The sequence below is a fragment of the Streptomyces sp. DF42 genome (assembly GCF_058267695.1).
Genome location: NZ_CM177859.1, coordinates 8,859,975 through 8,878,195 on the forward strand (window position 1 = coordinate 8,859,975; position 18,221 = coordinate 8,878,195).

Genomic DNA, 18,221 nt, shown 5'->3' on the forward strand with positions numbered 1-18,221 from the left:
AGACAGCGACCATGACCTACGCACACACGGCCGGCGGTCCACGATGACCGCCGGCATCGACACCCCGGACAGCCGCGGCCGCACCGGCCTGGACCGGACCGGCCTGGATCTGACCGGCAACCCCCGCGTGAAGGTGCGGGACGTGAAGCTGCTCTCCAGCCACTGGTACGTGGAGCGCGCCACCACCTTCGAAATCCAGCGCGCCGACGGCACCTGGAGCACCCAGCAGCGCGAGACGCACGACCGCGGCAACGGCGCCACCATGCTGCTGTACGACGCCGAGCGCGAAACCGTCCTGCTCACCCGGCAGTTCCGCTTCCCGGTATATGTCAACGGACACCCCGACGGCATGCTCGTCGAGACGCCGGGCGGACTCCTCGACGACGATGACGAGCATCCCGAACTCGCCGTGCGGCGCGAGGTGGTGGAGGAGACCGGGCACACCATCGGCGAGGTCCGGCACGTCTTCGACGTCTACATGAGCCCGGGCTCGGTCACCGAACGCGTCAGCTTCTACGCCGCGGCCTACGGCCCCTCGACCCGCACCCACGAGGGCGGCGGACTCGACGAGGAGGGCGAGGACATCGAGATCGTCGAACTGCCCTTCCGCCGGGCCCTGGAGATGATCCGCAGCGGCGAGATCGCCGACGCCAAGACCATCATGCTGCTGCAGTGGGCTGCCCTGGACGGACCGTTCGCCGCATAGCCGCGCACTCCCTTGACTTCGCGTGCGCTTCAACATGAAGACTCCCGTTCGTACCCGGACACCCGGGTGCGAACGGGAGGACACCCATGAAGTACCGCACGATCGGAACCGACCCGAACAACCGCCGTGAGGTGAGCGTCCTCGCCCTGGGGGCGATGCTCATGGGCTCACGCACGGACGAGAAGACGTCCTTCGCCGTGCTCGACCGCTATGTCGAGGCCGGCGGCACCTTCATCGACACCTCCGACAACTACGCCTTCTGGGAGGACGGAAGCCAGGGCGGCCAGAGCGAGGAACTCCTCGGGCGCTGGCGGCGCAGCCGCGGCATCGGCGGCGAGATCGTCATCGCCACCAAGCTCGGCGCCCGCCCGCTCGCCCCCGGCACCAGCTACGTCGACAACCCGGAAGGCCTGTCCGCGAAGGTGATCCGCGAGTCCGCCGAGCGCAGCCGGGAACGGCTCGGGATGGACAGGCTGGACCTGCTCTACGCCCACATCGACGACCCCACCGTCCCCCAGCGCGAGACCGTCGAGGGCTTCGCCGCACTGGTCGCCGAAGGCACGGTCGGGCTGCTCGGCGTGAGCAACCAGGCCGTCTGGCGGGTCGAGCGGGCCCGCGCCCTCGCCGCCGGGGGCGGGCTGCCCGGCTACGAGGTGCTCCAGTACGAGCACAGCTATCTGCGCCCCCGGACCGACCTGCCCTCCGACCTCTTCCCCGACGGCACCCTCGGCGCGGTGGGCCCCGATCTGCTCGGCTATCTGCGGGCCGAGCCCGGCCTGACCCTGGTCGCGTACTCGCCGCTCCTCAAGGGCGCCTATGTCCGCCCGGACCGGCTGCCGTCCGACTACGAACACCCGGGCACCCCGGCCCGCCTCGCGGCGCTGCGGGACGTGGCCCGGGAGACCGGGGCCACCGCCAGCCAGGTCGTCCTTGCCTGGCAGCTCGGCGGAGCCCTCCCGATCATCCCGCTGGTCGGGGCGTCATCGGTGGCCCAGCTGGAGGAGAACCTGGCCGCCGTCGACCTGGACCTCACGGCGGACCAGCGCGCGCGGCTGGACGCGGCGCACTGACAGAGGAGGACCCGGCCTGACCCCCGGAGCCCGGGGCGTCAGGCGCGTCCGGCGCGTCAGGCCGTCGAAGGGCTCAAGGTCCATGGGCGCCACCATGGCGTAGCCCTGGCGACCTCGCGCCCGCTGTGCCTGACTGGAGGCATGAGCCCACTTCCCACAGAGCGGTCCCTGAGCACCACCCCCGAAGGCCTCACGTGGGAGCCCAGCGAGCGCTGGGTGCGCGGACGCAAGGGCGATGTCACCGTCGTCGACAGCCGGCACCCTGTCCTCGTCTGGGAGCCCGACCTGCCCGTACCGCAGTACGCCTTCCCGCGCGCGGACGTCCGAGAGGACCTTCTGCGCCCCGCCAGGAACCCGCACATCGGCACCCACACCGGATCGCAGGTCTTCTACGACCTCGAAGTCGACGGCGAGCCGGTGGCGAACGCCGCCTGGACCTTCGCGGCCGAGGACCTGGCCGACCACATCGCCTTCGAGTGGTTCCGGCGCAGCGGCAGGGGACTCGACCACTGGTACGAGGAGGAGGAAGAGATCTTCATCCACCCCCGCGACCCGCACAAACGCGTCGACGCCATGGCCAGCAGCCGCCACGTCCAGGTCGAGATCGACGGCATGCTCGTCGCGGACACCCGCCACCCGGTGCTGCTGTTCGAGACCGGCCTGCCCACCCGGTACTACATCCCGCCCGAGGACGTCCGCCTCGACCTGCTCGAACCCACCGACCACCACACCGGCTGCCCCTACAAGGGCACCGCCCAGTACTGGTCGTGGCATGCCGGTGCCGACGTGCCGCCCAACCTCGTCTGGAGCTACCCGGAGCCGCTGCCCGCGGTGGGCCCCGTCCAGGGGCTGCTCGCCTTCTTCAACGAGGCGGTCGACATCACCGTGGACGGGGAACGGCTGGAGCGCCCCGTCACACCGTTCAGTGCGATGCTCAGACCGCGCAGCCCACGTGGGCCAGCGCCTGCTTGAGCAGCACTCCGTGGCCCCCCGGCATCTCGCTCTCCACCGCGGGCGACACGGCCTCCTGCGGGCTGAACCAGACCAGGTCCAGAGCGTCCTGCCGGGGTCGGCAGTCGCCGGTGACCGGGACGACATAGGCCAGGGACACCGCGTGCTGGCGCGGGTCGTGGTACGGCGTGACGCCGTGCGTCGGAAAGTACTCCGCGACGGTGAAGGGCTGGAGGGACGCCGGGATCCGGGGCAGCGCCACCGGGCCGAGGTCCTTCTCCAGGTGCCGCAGCAGGGCGTCACGGACCCGCTCGTGGTGCAGGACCCGCCCGGAGACCAGCGTCCGGCTGACCGTCCCGTCCGGGCCGATGCGCAACAGCAGGCCGACGCTGGTGACTTCGCCGCTGTCGTCGACGCGCACGGGCACGGCCTCGACGTACAGGATCGGCATACGGGCGCGTGCGAGTTCGAGGTCGTCGGCGCTCAGCCAGCCCGGCGTGGTTTCGGTCATGTCAGACATTGCTTGATCATACTTTCAGGTGGTGCCGGACAGGCGGTAGACCCGGCGGGCATTGTGTGCTCCTGCCCACTCGGCGATGCGCAGTGCGTCGGGCAGGCTCAGTTCGTCGGCGTCCACCCGGTCCTGCAGCAGACCGGCCAGACCCTGGCGGAAGGCGAGCGCGCCCAGACAGTAGAACTCGGCAACACCGTACGCGTCCGAGCTGTACAGCAGCTTGCGGAACGGCGTGATCTCAAGGGCCTCCTCCAGGACGGCACGGGCGCGCGCCGGCCCGACGTAGTGAAGGGTGAGGCCCACGTCCAGGTACACGTGCTCGAAGACCGCGGCCAGGTAGGCGGCCTGGCGCTGGTAGGGCCAGCAGTGCAGCAGGAGCACCGGGATCGTGCCGCTGGTCAGGTGAAGCCAGTCGGTCAGGTGGGTCGGGTCGACCCGGTGCAGCCGGATGTCGTTGTCGCCGAAGCCGGTGTGGAGCTGGAGAGGGAGGCCGAGGTCGACCGCGGTCCACAGCAGATGCCGTACGAGCACGGGATCGTCGAGCCGGCCGCCGCGCGCCGACCAGCGCCGGGCCGCCGCGGTGACCTCCGCGTCCGTGGGGCGGGCGGGGTCCAGGTCGAAGCCGGTGCGGTAGGCGGCCACGGACTTGACCGCCACCACGCCCGGCCGCCCCACGGCCTCCCGCGCAGCCGTGCGAAAGGCGTCGGCGTACTCGTCGGGCTCGACCCCCTTTGCCGCCACCGCCTCGGCGACGCCCTCCAGCCGTACGACCTCGTGCGCCGAACCGCCGGCGATCCCGGCCAGCTGCGCCGGAGTGGTGAGGCCCTCCGGCGCGTACCCGGTGTCCACGCAGAACGTGCCCGTCCCCGAGGCGGCGAGGAAGCGGCGCTGTACCTCGTGCCGGCCCAACTCGGCCCGCCGGGCCAGGTACACGTCGGCCGGCGCGTGGCGCGGCAGGTCCAGCAGTGGGGCGCAGTGGCGACGGACGGCCACGCCGACGGGGCTGTCGAAGGGCGAGATCCCGGGCCATGCGGCACCCTCGGTGATCAGCTCCTCGAAGCCCTCCCGGGTCAGGTCCGCCGTGACCACACCATGGCAGTGGTGGTCCACCAACGGCAGCGCGGCGAGCGCCTCCTGGACGGCCCCGTCGACCGCGCCCACGTCAGTACTTCCAGCGGTACGCCGCCGCGACCCGCTCGTCGTCCAGCCCGTGGACCGCCGCGATCTCCCCCTGGCGTACGGCGATCACGGCGTCCGCGAGGACCGGACCGAGCGCGGCCCGCAGCCGTTCGTCCTTGCGGAACTCCTCGACGGACTCGATCAGCGAGGTCGGCAGGCGTCGTACGCCTCGGGCGGCCGCGTCCGCGGGGTCGAGACGGGCGGGATCGCCGGTGATCTCCTCGGGCAGGGGAGTGGACGACGTCAGGCCCTCCAGCCCGGCCGAGAGGAGGCAGACGAGGGCCACATACGGGTTGGCGGCCAGGTCGACCGGCTTCACCTCCAGGTTCGCGGCCTGGTCACGCAGGCCCGCCGTCCCCGTGACGACCCGCAGCGCGGCCTCGCGTGTCTCGCGGCCCCAGGCGGTGAACACCCCGGCCCACTGGGAGGGTTTGAGCCGCAGATAGCTCGCCGGGCTGGGCGCGGTCACGGCCGTGAGGGCCGGGAGGTGAGCGAGCACTCCGGCCGTGAACGACTCGGCGTCGGCCGTCATGCCGTACCTGCCCTCGCCGCGGGCGTGCAGGTTGACACCCTCACGCCAGGCGGAGAGATGGACATGGCCGCCGTTGCCGACGCCCTGGGCGAAGACCGCCGGGGCGAAGGAGACCACGAGCCCGTGGCGCCGGGCCACCGCCCGGATCGTCTGCCGCACCAGCACGCTGCGGTCGGCCGCCGCCACCGGGTCGAGGGCGCCCACCGAGATCTCGAACTGCCCGGCCGCGTACTCGGGATGGATCTGCTCGACGTCCACACCCTGCGTGGCCAGCGCGGCCAGCAGGTCGGCGGTGTAGTCGCTCAGTTCGACCTGGCGTGTGGCGCTGTACGCGGGCCCCGAGAGCGCGGGGACGAACTCGCCGCCCTCCGCAGGGCCTTCCCCGACGGCCCACTCGATCTCGATGGCGGCCTTGAAGGTGAGGCCGTGCCGTTCGGCGGCCTCGGAGACGACGCGGCGCAAGGCGGTGCGGCTGCACCCGGGATGCGGCTCGCCCTCCTGCGTGATCCGGTCGACCGGCGCCCACGCCCAGCCGGGCTGCCCGGCCAGGGAGACGAGTTGGTCGAGGTCGGGGTAGAGGCGCAGGTCGCCGTCAGGGGAACCCAGGACGTCGGTGGAGACGATGGAGTCGTTCGCCAGGAACGTGTCGAACACCGGTGACATGCCGACGCCCCAGGCCGCGGCCGAGGCGAGCCGGGCCGTCGGGACCGACTTCACCCGGGCCACACCCGCGGTGTCGACGTAGGACAGGACGACGCCGTGCACCCCTTGCCCGGACAGCTCCTCCGCGAGCGCTCCGGCCCGCTCGACGTCACCGGGGCGTCCGCCGGGGACGGGATCGGCAAGGGTGGTCATACATCCTCCACTGGCACGTCGGCGACGGTCGGCACGGGTGTCAGGGTTTCACGGCCACCGCGCCGAACTGCGGGACCACGGCGGGCGATTCGGAATCGGCGCGCCACCGCGAGCACGACACCAGGCCCGGCTCCAGGAGGTCCAGCCCCTCGAAGAACGCCGCGATGTCCTCGCCGCTGCGGGCGGTGATCGGCGGGGTGGCGTTCTCGTTCCAGAACTTCATGGCCGGGATCTGGCCCGCACCGCCGAGGTCGGCGTCGAAGGTGGGGTGGGTGAGCACCAGGAAGCTGCCCGAGGGCACCTCGGCCATGACGTTCGCCACGATCTCCCGCGCCTTCTCCGTGTCCAGCACGAAGTTGAGGATGCCCAGCATCATCACCGCGACCGGCTTGGTGAAGTCCAGGATTCCGGCGGCGCGTTCGAGGATCGCGGCCGGGTCGTGCACATCCGCGTCGACGTAGTCGGTGACGCCCTCGGGGGTGCCGGTCAGCAGGGTGCGGGCGTGGGCCAGGACGATGGGGTCGTTGTCGACGTACACGATCCGCGCGTCGGGTGCGATCCGCTGGGCGATCTGGTGGGTGTTGTCCGCCGTCGGCAGGCCCGTCCCGATGTCCAGGAACTGCCGCACGCCACGCTCCTCGGCCAGGAACCGCACCGCCCGGCCCAGGAACCAGCGGTCCGCGCGGGCGATGTCCCGGATGATCGGGAACATCCCGGCGACCTGCTCGCCGACCTGCTGGTCGACCCGGTAGTTGTCCTTGCCGCCGATCCAGTAGTTCCACACGCGCGCGTTGTGCGCCACCCCGGTGTTCAGCCTCGCCGACCCGCCCGGGGTGTGGCTCTCACTCACGACTCAGCTCCTTCGCACGCACCTGTGACCGTCGTCGCCATTGTGCCGCCCGGTGATCACGCTGTCCCGGGAATCGGCTGATCAGGTGTGCGGAATCGGCTGTGCGGGATCGGGCTGTGCCCGATCGGTCGGCCGCATCGGCCCGCGTCAGCCGGTTCGGCCGGGGCCCGGGGCCGGTGTCTTCCCGGAGAGCACGTCCTTCAGCCGCGGGGTGCCCTTCTGGACGGCCTGCTCGGTGGACTGGTGCTCGTCCCCGTCGAGCCCGCCGGCGGTGACGGTGATGGCGTCGTCGCCGACGCGTACGACGGCGACGTCCAGGGAGAGGGTGGCGGGCGAGCCGTTCGAGGTGCCCTGCACCGTCACGTGCAGATCCTGCCGGGCGTCGCCCACGTCGGGCAGCGAGCCCGTGGTCACCTGGACGGTCCGCTTGCCGCCCTTGGAGTCGATCGCGGTGAACTGGTCGCACTTGACCGGCAGTGTCTTCAGCCACGCCCAGGAGGCGTCGAGGCGTGCGTGGTCGTAGGCGGCGACCTGGTAGAGGAGGCGGGAGTCGTCCTGCTCGAAGCCGGTCAGCGCGGACGCGCCGGACGGCTTGCCCAGCAGGACGTCGTCGTAGAGCGCGTCGAGGAGTTTCTGGCAGTCGGCGCCGTTCGCCTTCGCGGTGAGCAGGGCGGCGACGTCGACCTTGCCGATGAGGAGGGTGTCGCCCCACTGGGCGGCGTCCTTGACCTGGTTCCAGTCGTCCTCGATGTCGCCCTCGGTGATCAGCGCGGCCCGTGCGCCGGCTTCGGTGAGGCGGGCCGAGGCCGAGGGAGAGGGCGTCTTCGCGGCCAGGGGCGAGGCGGGCCGGGACTCCTGGGCAAGGGGCGACGCGGCGGCGTCCGAGGCCTTGGAACCGGAGCTGTCACCGTCGCCCGAACAGGCCGCGGTGGTCAGCAGCGCGACCGCGGCCAGCGCTGACACCAGCACGCGCACGGGGAGGGACGGACGTCGGGTCATGGCGGATGCCTCCAGAGAAGCCGCGACAGGCAGGGCTCTCCTCAGCGCACCATCGGCGGCTCCGGCCCACCAGCGCACCGGTCCGTTCGGGGGAGCGCTCGGCCAGGTGGGGGCGGGGGTGGGCCCGGCCGGTTCGGGGTGGACGTGGGTTGGTCAGGGCGACTCGGGGGTGGGCCCGGCCGCGCGCACCTGCACCCGGCGTCCGCCGCACTCGGGGCAGACCGCCTCCGTGAGCGGCGACGGGACGGCCCGGCCCGCCAGCGCACCGGTCCGTTCGGGGGAGCGCTCGGCCAGGTGGGGGCGGGGGTGGGCCCGGCCGGTTCGGGGTGGACGTGGGTTGGTCAGGGCGACTCGGGGGTGGGCCCGGCCGCGCGCACCTGCACCCGGCGTCCGCCGCACTCGGGGCAGACCGCCTCCGTGAGCGGCGACCGGACGGCCCGGCCCGCCTCGTCCACGTACTCCTGGGTGGTCAGGCCCGAGGTGTCCAGGGGGTCGGTGAAGAACATGACCCGGAAGCCGGCCTCCCAGGCATGACCGCAGTCGCCGCAGGCGAACGCGAAGGTCTCCGCCACCTCGCGGGGTTCCGCCGCCATGGGACCGCCCTCCTGCCGTGGCCCGCCGCTTCCTGTCCTCAGCCCACAACGCCGCAGCTCGGACGGCAACTCGAACGCCCCGCCCGACATGCCCGGACACCCGCCCCCGACCACACTGACCCCATGCCGACGTATCCCAAGGAGTGACCATGCTGCCCGGATTCCTCGCCAGGGCGGTCGACTTGCTGCTCGGCCGGGAGGGCCGCTCGCTGCATCTGAAGGCGGCGGGCGCCGCGACGGCCGTCCTCGGCACCGTGATGCTCATCGGCTCGTGGGCCGTCGTCGTCGCCGAGCACGAAGCACTGCGCGCCAATCTGCGGACGTACCCGCAGGCGCTGTGGTGGTCCATCGAGACGGCGACCACCGTGGGATACGGCGACTTCTTCCCGGTGACGTTCGGCGGCCGTGTCATCGGCACGGTCATGATGATCGTCGGGATCACGACATACGGCATGGTCACCGCCGCCCTGGCGACCTGGTTCGTCGGGCGGGAACAGAAACGCCGTCACCATCTCGCCCATCGCGCCGAGGAGTTGACCGAGGAGACCGTCCACGCCCTGCACGAGCGCTTCGACCGCATCGAGCGGATGATGGCCGGGAAGAACGAATGACGGCAGGGAAGAACGAGCGCGAACGAGGGCTTGAGCACGCCTTGCTACCGGTGAGTACCCCGACCTGTCACCTGCCTGACACCTGAGGTACGGTCCCTCCCGAGTCCGCAAGCACCCACAGGTTGCGGACCGTTACGGACGGTGTGGACGGGGGCGGCGGAAGCATGGGATTCCACCTGGGCGACGAGGGCGGCGAAGGGCACGCGGAGTCCGACGGCACGCCGCTGGAGGCCCTCGCTCCCGAGCCCCTGCTGACCCGGGACTACGAGACGCGTCCCGCACTCGTCTACGAGTGGCTGCGCGAACGCCACGGCCCGGTCGCGCCGGTCGATCTGCTGGGCGTGCCCGCGTGGCTGGTGCTCGGCTACCGCGAGTCGCTCCAGGTCCTCCAGGACGATGCCGGCTGGCCCAAGGGGCTGGAGAACTGGCGGGCCCGCACGGAAGGCCGGGTGCCCGCCGACTGGCCGCTCGGCCCCTCCCTGGAGGTCAACCACGTGCTGATCCAGGGCGGCTCCGGCCACCGCACCCTGCGCGGCGCCTGGGACGTGGCCCTGCGCCCCTTCCAGGATCCGCGCAACCCGCAGGCCAAGCGACTCAAGTCGGCCGTCACCGGCTGTGCCGACGAGCTGATCACCCTCCTCGCGCAGGGCGGCCGTACGGGCCTGGCCGACCTGTCGGCGCAGTTCTCCCGCCCTCTGCCGCTCATGGCGGCGAGCCATCTGCTCGGCTTCCCCGGCTCGCAGGGCGACGAGGCCCTCATGGACATGTGGCGGGTACTGGACGCTGGCCCGGACGCGGAACCCGCCCTGGCACGCCTGCTGGTGACGCTCTCCGAACTGGCCGCCGCCAAGATCGCGAAGCCCGGGGACGACTTCCCCTCCCATCTGCTCGCCGCCCACCCGGACCTCTCGGTCGACGCGCTGGCCCGGGAACTGTTCATGCTGCTCGGCATGACCTCCGACCACGTCGGCATCCTCATCTCCAACACCGTCGTCGAGGTGATCTCCGGGGACGCCGACGGCGGAGTGCGTGCCACCCAGTCCGCCGGCATGGTCCGGGAGACCATGAACCGCGTGGTCATGCGCAAGCCGCCCCTGGTCAACTTCGTGCCGAGGTTCGCGGCCGAGGACCGCCGGCTCGGGAACTACACCATCCGCGCCGGCGACCCCGTGTGGGTCTCGCCCGCCGCCGCGCACGCCGACCCTCTCTTCGCCGGCCGGATGGCACCGGGCTCCAGCATCAGCAGCCGGGCCCACCTGTCATGGGGCGCGGGACCCCGCCAGTGCCCGGCCCGCGAGCTGGCGTCCACCATCGCGGCGGCCGGCGTGAGCCGTGTCTTCGAACGGTTCGGGCATCTGGAGCTCGCCCTGCCCGTCGACCAACTGCCGTGGCGTTCCTCGCCGTTCATGCGGGGACTGCGCTCGCTGCCCGTGCGCTACCAGCTCTCCGGACCGGCGCTGCCGGTACCGACGGCGCCCGCCCCCGGCCTGCCCGACGCACCCGCCGCACCGGACCAGGCCGCCAGACGGCGTTCCTCGCTGTGGCGATACCTCGCGGGACTGATCCGGTCCGGAAACTGACCGACTTCGGGCTCACCTGAGACCCTGGCGCCACGGACGGCCCCGGCTGTTCAATGGTGTTGAACACGTCCGTCCCGGAGAGGAGCCGCCGTGTCTCCTGCCGCCGTGCCGCCCGTCGGCGCGCGCATCCGGCAGGCCCGCCTCGCGAAAGGCGTGAGCCTGCGCGCCCTCGCGCGGGAGGTCGGCGTCTCCGCGAGCCTGGTCTCCCAGATCGAGACCGGCAAGAGCCAGCCGTCCGTGAGCACGCTGTACGCCATCACCACCGCACTGTCGATATCCGTCGAGTCGCTGTTCGACGCCTACGAGGACGACATCACCGCGCCTCCGACCGTGACCGCGTCCGCCGGATCCGCTGCTCCCGCCACCGTCCTGCACGCCCTCGCCGCCTTCGCCGCCGACCCGGGACGGCGCATCGGACCGCTGGTCACGCCGGGTGAGCGGGAGGTGCTGGAGCTGGACTCGGGGGTCGTGTGGGAGCGGCTGGGGCATGTCCCGGGCACGGACGTCGACTTCCTGCAGGTGACCTACCGGCCCGGTGGCTCCTCCTCCAGCTCCGGCGGGCTGATGCGGCACGCGGGCACCGAGTACGGCTGTCTGACCTCCGGCGCCCTCGTCCTCACCCTCGGCTTCGACGAGTACACGCTGGGTCCCGGCGACACCGTCTGCTTCGAGTCGACCACCCCGCACCGCTATCGCAACGACGGCGCCGAGCCGGCCGTAGGGGTGTGGTTCGTGTTCGGCCAAAGTGCCGGCCAAGAGGTTCTGTAGCGGGCGTTCTGCAGCAGGCGTTCAGTAGCACTTGACACTCGCGCGGCACGGTCGTCTACTCCGAAGTGGGGGTGGTCGCCATGGCGATCCGCACGTTCGGACCCAATGCCGTCGACTGGGAAGAGCGCATCGACCTGGACCGGCTCCGCAAGGAGCGGCTGGCCAGGCTCCACGAGACGCTGAACGGCTCGTCGCTCGGCGCCGTGCTCAGCTTCGACTTCGCCAACATCCGCTACATGACCGCCACGCACATCGGCACCTGGGCGATGGACAAGCTGATCCGCTTCGCCCTGCTGGTGCGCGGCGGCGAACCGGTCGTCTGGGACTTCGGCTCCGCCGCCCGCCACCACCAGCTCCACAACCCGTGGCTGGACTACAGCGACGGCAAGGACGGCCCGCCCACCGGCGCTCGCGCCGGCATCTCCACCCTGCGCGGCGCCTTCCATCCGGACGCGGGGATCGCCGAGGACGTGGCCCGCAAGATCGCCACCGAACTGCGCGAGCACGGTCTCGCGGGCGAGCCCCTCGGCATCGACGTCGCCGAGATGCCGATCCTTGCCGCCCTGCGCGCCGAGGGCATCGACGTCGTCGACGGCCAGCAGGTCTTCCTGGAGGCCCGCCGCACCAAGACCCGCGACGAGATCTCCCTGCTCACCCAGGCCTGCGCGATGGTGGACGCGGCGTACGAGGAGCTGTACGGCTACCTCCGCCCGGGGGTCCGCGAGAACGAGTGCGTCGGACTCGTCAGCAAGGTCCTCTACGACCTCGGCAGCGAGTACGTCGAAGGCGTCAACGCCATCTCCGGCGAACGCTGTTCACCCCACCCGCACGTCTACAGCGACCGCCTGATCCGCCCCGGCGACCCCGCCTTCTTCGACATCCTGCACAGCCATCTCGGCTACCGCACCTGCTATTACCGCACCTTCGCCGTCGGCAGCGCCTCGCGCGCGCAACGGGACGCCTATGTCCGCTGCCGCGAGTACATGGACCAGGCCATCGCCCTCGTCCGGCCAGGGGCCACCACCGCCGACGTCGTCCAAGTCTGGCCGCGCGCCGAGGAGTTCGGCTTCGCCGACGAGACCGCCGCCTTCGCCCTGCAGTACGGCCACGGGGTCGGCCTGTCGATCTGGGAGAAGCCCATCTTCAGCCGCCTGGTCTCCCTCGACCACCCCGAAGTCCTCCAGGAGGGCATGGTGTTCGCCCTGGAGACCTACTGGCCGGCAGCGGACGGCTGGTCGGCGGCCCGTATCGAGGAGGAGCTGGTCGTCACCGCCGACGGCTGCGAGGTCATCACCAAGTTCCCGGCCGAGGAACTGCTGGTCGCGGGCCGCAAGTACTGGACGGTCGGCGGCGAGCTCAACACCCGCCGCGAGTCCCAGTCCCACCTCAACACCCGTACCAACGGGAGCGCTTGATGGTCGACCGCGACGAACTCCTCACGCTCTACGAGCAGATGGCCGTCATCCGCCGTACGGAGAAGGCCGCCCACGACCTGTTCCTGTCCGGTCTGGTCAAGGGCACCACCCACCTCGCCGCCGGCCACGAGGCGATCGCCGTCGGCACGAGCGCCGCCCTGCGCCCCGACGACTACGTCTTCGCCACCTACCGCGGCCACCACCACGCGATGGCCCGCGGCGCCACCCCCGAGGAGTGCCTCGCCGAACTCATGAGCCGCGCGACCGGCTTGTGCGGGGCCAAGGGCGGCTCCATGCACCTCACCAAGGCCGACGCCTTCATGCTCGGTTCCTACGCCATCGTCGGCGCCCACCTCCCGATGGCGGTCGGGGCCGCCTGGTCGGCCCGGCTGCGCGGCACCGGGCAGATCGCGGTCGCCTTCTTCGGTGACGGCGCGACCAACATCGGCGCCTTCCACGAGGCCCTCAACCTGGCCGCCGTATGGAAGCTGCCCGTGCTGTTCGTCTGCGAGAACAACCTGTACATGGAGTACACGCCCATCGCCGACGTCACGGCGGTGGCCCGGCCCGCGGCCGACCGCGCCCCCTCGTACGGCATCACGGGCGAGGTCGTGGACGGCAACGACGTCGTCGCCGTCCACGAGGCGGTGACGCGGCTCGCACGGCCGGCCCGAGCGGGAGACGGGCCCGCTCTGCTGGAGGCCGAGACCTACCGCCACTACGGGCACAGCCGCGCCGACCCGGCCACCTACCGTCCCGCCGAGGAGGTCGAACGCTGGCTCAAGCACGACCCGTTGGACCTCGCGCGCGGACGCCTGGTCGAGCTGGGGGTGCCCGAGGACACGGTCACCGCGGCCGACGAACGCGCCCGTGATGTCGTACAGAAGGCGGTCGAGGCGGCGAAGGCCGCGCCGCCGCCCGATCCGGGCGAGGCGCTGACCGACGTGTGGGCGGACGGGGGTGCGGCGTGGCGGACGTGATCAGCTATCGGGAGGCCGTCGCCGAGGGCATCGCGCGGGAGATGCGCCGGGACACGGCCGTCGTGTGCCTCGGCGAGGACATCGGCGAGGCGGGCGGGGTGTTCAAGACGACCGTCGGGCTGCTGAAGGAGTTCGGGCCCGAGCGGGTGTGGGACACGCCCATCTCCGAACAGGCCATCGTGGGTGCGGCGATGGGCGCCGCGATGACCGGGATGCGGCCGGTCGCGGAGATCATGTTCTCGGATTTCCTGGCCTGTTGCTGGGACTACCTCGCCAACGAGATACCGAAGGTGCGCTACATGACGGGCGGTCAGGTCACCGTCCCGCTCGTGGTGCGCACCGCCAACGGCGGCGGGCTCGGCTTCGGCGCCCAGCACTCGCAGGCCACGGAGAACTGGGCGCTGACCGTCCCCGGGCTGAAGATCGCCGCCCCCGCCACGCCCGCCGACGTCATCGGCATGATGGCGGCCGCGATCCGCAGCGACGACCCGGTCGTGTTCTTCGAGCACAAGGGACTGCTGGCGAGCAAGGGCGCCCCCGCGCCGCCGGGGCACGTGGTCGAGCTGGGGCGGGCCGCCGTCGTGCGCGAGGGCGCCGACGTGACGCTGGTCGCCCTCGCCTCCACGGTGCCGCTGGCGTTGAAGGCCGCCGACGTCCTCGCCGACGAGGGCATCGGCCTGGAGGTCGTCGACCTTCGCTGTCTCGTCCCGCTCGACGTCTCCACCGTCCTCGCCTCTGTCGGCAGGACCTCGCGGCTCGTGACCGTCGAGGAGAACCCCTACCAGGGAGGCTGGGGCGCCACCCTCGTGTCGGTCGTCGCCGACGAGGGGTTCGAACTGCTGGACGCGCCCGTGCGCCGGGTGGCGGCGGAGTGCGTGCCGCTGCCCTTCGCCGACGTACTGGAGGAACAGGTCATCCCCACCGTGGACAAGGTCGTGGCGGCCGTCCGGAGTCTCGCCGCGTACTGAACACCCCTGACACCCCTGACACCCCTGAGGAGGAAGCGCGATGACCGATCGGATACTGCTGCGCGCGGGGCACGTGATCTCGATGGACCCCTCCGTCGGGGAACTGCCGAAGGGAGACGTCCTCATCGAGGATGGCAGGATCGCGGCCGTGCAGCCGGAGATCAGTGCGGACGCCGAGGTCCTCGACATGACCGGGCGCATCGTGATCCCCGGCTTCGTCGACACCCACCGCCACACCTGGGAGGCCCCCATCAGGGGCGTCGCCCCGGACGCCACCCTGGACGACTACTTCGTCGACATCCTCGACACCTTCGCCCCGCTGTACACCCCCGAGGACGTGTACGCGGGCAACCTCGCCGGCGCTCTGGAGTGTCTGAACGCCGGAATCACGACACTCGTCGACTGGTCCCACATCAACAACACCCCCGAACACCCGGACGCCGCGATCCAGGCGCTCGGCGAGACCGGCATCCGCGCCCAGTACGCCTACGGCAGCGCCAACACCTCCCTCGCCGACTACTGGTTCGAGAGCAAGATCGCGATTCCCGGCGACGATGTCCGCCGTATCCGCGCCAGGCACTTCGCCTCCGACGACGGCCTGCTGACCATGGGGCTCGCCACCCGCGGCCCCGGCTTCTGCGTCAACGACGTCGTCACCTCCGAGTGGGCCCTCGCGCGCGAGCTGGACATCCCGATCACCGTGCACGTGGCGATGGGGCGGCTCGCCGGCCGCTTCGGCATGGTCAGGCAACTGCACCACCTGGGGATCCTCGGCCCGGACACCACCTACGTCCACTGCTGCTACCTCAGCGAGGAGGAGTGGCGGATGGTCGCCGACACCGGCGGCACGGTGTCGATCGCGCCACAGGTGGAGACGCAGATGGGGCACGGCTGGCCGCCCGTGATGAGCGCGATCGAGCACGGACTGCGGCCCTCGCTCAGCATCGACGTCCTCACCACCGTGCCCGGCGACATGTTCACCCAGATCCGCGCGGCCTTCGGGGCCGAGCGGGCCCGGGTCAACGCGGACTGCTGGCAGGCCAACATGCCGGTTCCCAGCACGATGTTGACGGCACGTCAGATGTTGGAGATCGCCACGAGCAACGGCGCGCATGTCGCGGGACTGGAGCACCGCACCGGTTCCCTGACCCCCGGCAAGCGCGCCGACGTCGTCGCCCTCGACGCCACGGCGCTGAACATGGCGCCGGTGCACGACGCGGCCTCCGCGGTCACGCTGTGCGCGGACGTCTCGAACGTCGAGACGGTCATCGTCGACGGCGTGGTCCGCAAGCGCGACGGCAGGCTGACGGCCGACGTCGAGCGGGCCCGACGGCTCGTCGAGGAGTCCCGCGACCGACTCCTGGCGGCGAAGGAGGCGAAGGCGCAGGAAGAGGCGGCGAAGGAAGAAGCGAAGGCGAAGGAGGGGAAGCCGACCGTATGACCCGGCATCTGGTGCGGCGGGCCGCCGACGTGGCCGAGCCGCCGTACGACGCACACGGCTACCGGCGCCGCACGCTGGTCGGCGAGGACGACGGCAGCGTGCACTCCGGCTTCGGCCTCTGCGAACTACGGCCGGACGGTGGAGTGTCGGCGCATGTGCACTCGTACGAGGAGAGCTTCCACATCCTCGACGGGACGGCCGTCCTCGACGTGCCCGACGGCTCGTACCTCCTCGAAGAGGGCGACTACGGCATCCTCCCGGCCGGTGTACCGCACGCCTGGCGCGGCGCCGGCGACACGGCCGCACGCTGGGCGGACATGCTCGCGCCGGTGCCACGGGCACGCTACGGACACGACACGCAGCCCGTGCCCGACCTGCCGGCGAGGCCTCCCGCGCACATCGACGTCCGCGACCCGCGCACCCGCTCCTTCGGCCACTTCGAGCCCGCCCAGATGGACCCGGGCAAACAGTCCCAGGATCTCCTGGCCGTCTCGGCGAGCATGCGCACCGCACTGCTCGTCTACAGCGGCATCACGGTCAAGATGATGGTCGACAGCGACCTCGGCGCGGTCGCCTCCACGATGTTCATGGTGCAGTACGCCCCCGACGGCGTCGCCGGCACGCACGACCACCCCTTCGAGGAGACGTACCTGTTCCTCGACGGCGACGCGGTCGCCGTGTTCGACGGCGAACGGTACCGCCTCGGACCCGGCGACTGCGCCTGGGCGGGCGCCGGTTGTGTGCACGGCTTCGCCAACGCCGGTCAGGGACCGCTGCGTTGGCTGGAGACGCAGGCGCCGCAGCCGCCGCCGCGTCACTCGTACCGGTTCACGCGCGACTGGGAGTACCTGAGGGAGGCCCTGGAGTCATGAGCAGCGTCCTGGTCGTCGGCGGCACGTCCGGCATCGGCCGAGAGTTCGCCCTCGTCCGCGCCGAACAGGGCGACGAGGTCGTCCTCACCGGCCGCGACCCCGGGCGGGCCGACGCCGTCGCCAAGGAACTCGGCGCCCGCGGCCTCGCCCTCGACCTGTCCCAACCACGCGAGATCGCAGGGGCGTTGGCGGACGTCGGACACGTCGACCACCTGGTCCTCGCGGGCGTCTCCCGTGACGAGAACCGGGCGACCGACTACGACATCGCCGCCGCCCTCGAACTGGTCACCCTCAAGCTCGTCGGCTACACCGAAGTCGTGCACGTGCTGCGGCAGCGGATGACCGACGACAGCGCGATCGTGATCTTCGGCGGCCAGGCCAAGGAGCGCCCCTACCCGGGCGCGACGACGGTCGCGACGGTCAACGCGGGCGTACGGGGCCTGGTGAACACCCTCGCGGTCGAACTCGCGCCGGTCCGGGTCAACGCCGTGCATCCCGGTGTCGTGGGCGACAGCCCCTACTGGCGAGGCAAGCCGGAGCAGGTGCTGGCCGGTCTGCGCGCCAGGACCCCGACCGGTCGGCTCGCCACCATGGCGGACGTGGTGGACGCCGTGGACTTCCTGCTGCGCAACAGCTCCGTCAACGCGGTGGAGTTGAGTGTGGACGGGGGGTGGCTGCTGGGGTGAGCGACACGGAACCGCGCGTGGCGATGAGCGACCCTGAACCGCGGGTCGCGGTGATCGGCATGGGCCGGATGGGTGCGGCCATGTCGGTGCGGCTGCGCGCGACAGGGTGCGCGGTGACGGCGTACAACCGTACGCGAGCGGGACTTGAGTGCCCTGGCCGACTTCCTGCGCTCCCGGGCCTGACAACGCCCCCGGTGGCCCGATGCCCAGAGCTCTTCCGGCCGGTCATTGGTCCGGTCACGGTTCCGGTCATGGTTTCAGTGGATCGTGGCCGATCGTCATCAGCCGGTGACGGCGGTCGGAGTCCTCGGCCATGGGCTCGTTCTCCAGGTCCGCCTGCTCCTCGACGGTGTCCACGACCTCGTACATCACTCGGAGGTCGTCGTCGGTGAGGTCCGTGCGCCGTTTCTGCAGGATCGCGAGGACGTGCTGCCCGACGGGGCTGCCCGCCTGGTCGGGCAGGGGCTCCGTCACCTCGCCGGCGTCACTGACCCGCAGCCAGGCCGCCAGCTCCTGTGAGGTCATGTTCACCACGCGGTGGAAGTCCTCCCACAGCGCGTCGAGTTCGAGGGCGTCGGTCATCGTGTCCCCCTTTCCGTACGTGTACGTATGTGCTTTTGCGCTTCGCCGGCCAGCTGTCGCGCGGGCCCG

At 71.5% G+C, this 18,221-nt stretch carries 19 protein-coding genes and 1 pseudogene; 13 read left to right on the plus strand and 7 right to left on the minus strand.

The annotated features are described in order from the left end of the window. Positions 1–43 precede the first annotated feature (43 nt). From ACYUED_RS40755 to ACYUED_RS40765, 3 genes are all read left to right on the plus strand, one after another. Positions 44–706 carry an NUDIX domain-containing protein gene (locus tag ACYUED_RS40755; RefSeq protein WP_491289429.1) on the plus strand — a complete coding sequence of 221 codons (663 nt, stop codon included), beginning with the start codon at positions 44–46 and terminating at the stop codon, positions 704–706. An 86-nt stretch (positions 707–792) separates the two neighbouring features. Further along, positions 793–1,776 (plus strand): aldo/keto reductase, encoded by a 984-nt coding sequence (locus tag ACYUED_RS40760; protein ID WP_491289430.1) that lies wholly within the window; start codon positions 793–795, stop codon positions 1,774–1,776. 141 nt (positions 1,777–1,917) lie between these two features. Next, the gene (locus ACYUED_RS40765) at positions 1,918–2,748 is read left to right on the plus strand and encodes a DUF427 domain-containing protein (protein WP_491289431.1); all 831 of its coding nucleotides are present in this window, start codon (positions 1,918–1,920) and stop codon (positions 2,746–2,748) included. Here ACYUED_RS40765 and ACYUED_RS40770 read toward each other — a convergent pair. From ACYUED_RS40770 to ACYUED_RS40795, 6 genes are all read right to left on the minus strand, one after another. Then, on the minus strand, positions 2,711–3,238 hold the full coding sequence (locus ACYUED_RS40770) for an NUDIX hydrolase family protein (RefSeq protein WP_266529846.1): 528 nt from the start codon (positions 3,236–3,238) through the stop codon (positions 2,711–2,713). The two genes, ACYUED_RS40765 and ACYUED_RS40770, sit on opposite strands and share 38 nt — an antisense overlap. A 24-nt stretch (positions 3,239–3,262) precedes the next feature. Further along, positions 3,263–4,402, minus strand: a complete 1,140-nt coding sequence (locus ACYUED_RS40775; protein WP_491289432.1) for an amidohydrolase family protein — start codon at positions 4,400–4,402, stop codon at positions 3,263–3,265. Position 4,403: 1 nt separating this feature from the next. Beyond that, positions 4,404–5,807 (minus strand): glutamine synthetase family protein, encoded by a 1,404-nt coding sequence (locus tag ACYUED_RS40780; RefSeq protein ID WP_491289433.1) that lies wholly within the window; start codon positions 5,805–5,807, stop codon positions 4,404–4,406. 40 nt (positions 5,808–5,847) lie between these two features. Further along, a complete protein-coding gene (locus ACYUED_RS40785) occupies positions 5,848–6,657 on the minus strand; it encodes an SAM-dependent methyltransferase (protein WP_491289434.1) in 810 nt (269 codons plus the stop codon). Positions 6,658–6,804: 147 nt separating this feature from the next. Further along, entirely contained in the window at positions 6,805–7,656 is an 852-nt protein-coding gene (locus tag ACYUED_RS40790) for a hypothetical protein (RefSeq protein ID WP_491289435.1), read from the minus strand. Positions 7,657–7,997: 341 nt separating this feature from the next. Continuing rightward, a complete protein-coding gene (locus ACYUED_RS40795; RefSeq protein ID WP_491289436.1) occupies positions 7,998–8,249 on the minus strand; it encodes a hypothetical protein in 252 nt (83 codons plus the stop codon). Between the two features lie 149 nt (positions 8,250–8,398). Here ACYUED_RS40795 and ACYUED_RS40800 point away from each other — a divergent pair, with 149 nt between their 5' ends. From ACYUED_RS40800 to ACYUED_RS40845, 10 genes and pseudogenes are all read left to right on the plus strand, one after another. Beyond that, complete coding sequence (locus tag ACYUED_RS40800) at positions 8,399–8,860, plus strand: potassium channel family protein (protein ID WP_491289437.1); 462 nt, start codon at positions 8,399–8,401, stop codon at positions 8,858–8,860. Between the two features lie 164 nt (positions 8,861–9,024). Then, positions 9,025–10,440 carry a cytochrome P450 gene (locus ACYUED_RS40805; RefSeq protein ID WP_491289438.1) on the plus strand — a complete coding sequence of 472 codons (1,416 nt, stop codon included), beginning with the start codon at positions 9,025–9,027 and terminating at the stop codon, positions 10,438–10,440. A gap of 90 nt (positions 10,441–10,530) precedes the next feature. Beyond that, on the plus strand, positions 10,531–11,208 hold the full coding sequence (locus ACYUED_RS40810) for a helix-turn-helix domain-containing protein (RefSeq protein ID WP_491289439.1): 678 nt from the start codon (positions 10,531–10,533) through the stop codon (positions 11,206–11,208). An 80-nt stretch (positions 11,209–11,288) separates the two neighbouring features. Continuing rightward, positions 11,289–12,623, plus strand: coding sequence for a M24 family metallopeptidase (locus ACYUED_RS40815; RefSeq protein ID WP_491289440.1), 1,335 nt, complete (start codon positions 11,289–11,291; stop codon positions 12,621–12,623). After that, entirely contained in the window at positions 12,623–13,603 is a 981-nt protein-coding gene (locus ACYUED_RS40820) for a thiamine pyrophosphate-dependent dehydrogenase E1 component subunit alpha (RefSeq protein ID WP_491289441.1), read from the plus strand. The genes ACYUED_RS40815 and ACYUED_RS40820 overlap by 1 nt, the downstream gene beginning before the upstream one ends. Continuing rightward, positions 13,591–14,571, plus strand: a complete 981-nt coding sequence (locus tag ACYUED_RS40825) for an alpha-ketoacid dehydrogenase subunit beta (protein ID WP_491289442.1) — start codon at positions 13,591–13,593, stop codon at positions 14,569–14,571. Before ACYUED_RS40820 ends, ACYUED_RS40825 begins: the two co-directional genes overlap by 13 nt. Before the next feature lie 40 nt (positions 14,572–14,611). Further along, entirely contained in the window at positions 14,612–16,012 is a 1,401-nt protein-coding gene (locus tag ACYUED_RS40830; RefSeq protein ID WP_491289443.1) for an amidohydrolase family protein, read from the plus strand. Further along, entirely contained in the window at positions 16,009–16,884 is an 876-nt protein-coding gene (locus ACYUED_RS40835; protein WP_491289444.1) for a cupin domain-containing protein, read from the plus strand. Before ACYUED_RS40830 ends, ACYUED_RS40835 begins: the two co-directional genes overlap by 4 nt. After that, the gene (locus ACYUED_RS40840; protein ID WP_491289445.1) at positions 16,881–17,570 is read left to right on the plus strand and encodes an SDR family NAD(P)-dependent oxidoreductase; all 690 of its coding nucleotides are present in this window, start codon (positions 16,881–16,883) and stop codon (positions 17,568–17,570) included. Before ACYUED_RS40835 ends, ACYUED_RS40840 begins: the two co-directional genes overlap by 4 nt. Positions 17,571–17,593: 23 nt before the next feature. Beyond that, positions 17,594–17,698: pseudogene (locus ACYUED_RS40845) on the plus strand (NAD(P)-binding domain-containing protein); the annotation flags it as partial. 121 nt (positions 17,699–17,819) lie between these two features. Here ACYUED_RS40845 and ACYUED_RS40850 read toward each other — a convergent pair. Continuing rightward, positions 17,820–18,152: a DUF3140 domain-containing protein gene (locus ACYUED_RS40850; RefSeq protein ID WP_491289446.1), complete on the minus strand. Its 333-nt coding sequence runs from the start codon at positions 18,150–18,152 to the stop codon at positions 17,820–17,822. Positions 18,153–18,221: the final 69 nt, after the last annotated feature.

Bases quoted from the DNA above. Each gene is read 5' to 3' on its own strand.
- ACYUED_RS40765 (WP_491289431.1), top strand. From the start codon at position 1,918: ATGAGCCCACTTCCCACAGAGCGGTCCCTGAGCACCACCCCCGAAGGC.
- ACYUED_RS40820 (WP_491289441.1), top strand. From the start codon at position 12,623: ATGGTCGACCGCGACGAACTCCTCACGCTCTACGAGCAGATGGCCGTC.
- ACYUED_RS40790 (WP_491289435.1), bottom strand. From the start codon at position 7,656: ATGACCCGACGTCCGTCCCTCCCCGTGCGCGTGCTGGTGTCAGCGCTG.
- ACYUED_RS40755 (WP_491289429.1), top strand. From the start codon at position 44: ATGACCGCCGGCATCGACACCCCGGACAGCCGCGGCCGCACCGGCCTG.
- ACYUED_RS40835 (WP_491289444.1), top strand. From the start codon at position 16,009: ATGACCCGGCATCTGGTGCGGCGGGCCGCCGACGTGGCCGAGCCGCCG.
- ACYUED_RS40850 (WP_491289446.1), bottom strand. From the start codon at position 18,152: ATGACCGACGCCCTCGAACTCGACGCGCTGTGGGAGGACTTCCACCGC.
- ACYUED_RS40840 (WP_491289445.1), top strand. From the start codon at position 16,881: ATGAGCAGCGTCCTGGTCGTCGGCGGCACGTCCGGCATCGGCCGAGAG.
- ACYUED_RS40770 (WP_266529846.1), bottom strand. From the start codon at position 3,238: ATGACCGAAACCACGCCGGGCTGGCTGAGCGCCGACGACCTCGAACTC.
- ACYUED_RS40800 (WP_491289437.1), top strand. From the start codon at position 8,399: ATGCTGCCCGGATTCCTCGCCAGGGCGGTCGACTTGCTGCTCGGCCGG.
- ACYUED_RS40830 (WP_491289443.1), top strand. From the start codon at position 14,612: ATGACCGATCGGATACTGCTGCGCGCGGGGCACGTGATCTCGATGGAC.
- ACYUED_RS40780 (WP_491289433.1), bottom strand. From the start codon at position 5,807: ATGACCACCCTTGCCGATCCCGTCCCCGGCGGACGCCCCGGTGACGTC.
- ACYUED_RS40805 (WP_491289438.1), top strand. From the start codon at position 9,025: ATGGGATTCCACCTGGGCGACGAGGGCGGCGAAGGGCACGCGGAGTCC.
- ACYUED_RS40760 (WP_491289430.1), top strand. From the start codon at position 793: ATGAAGTACCGCACGATCGGAACCGACCCGAACAACCGCCGTGAGGTG.
- ACYUED_RS40815 (WP_491289440.1), top strand. From the start codon at position 11,289: ATGGCGATCCGCACGTTCGGACCCAATGCCGTCGACTGGGAAGAGCGC.
- ACYUED_RS40795 (WP_491289436.1), bottom strand. From the start codon at position 8,249: ATGGCGGCGGAACCCCGCGAGGTGGCGGAGACCTTCGCGTTCGCCTGC.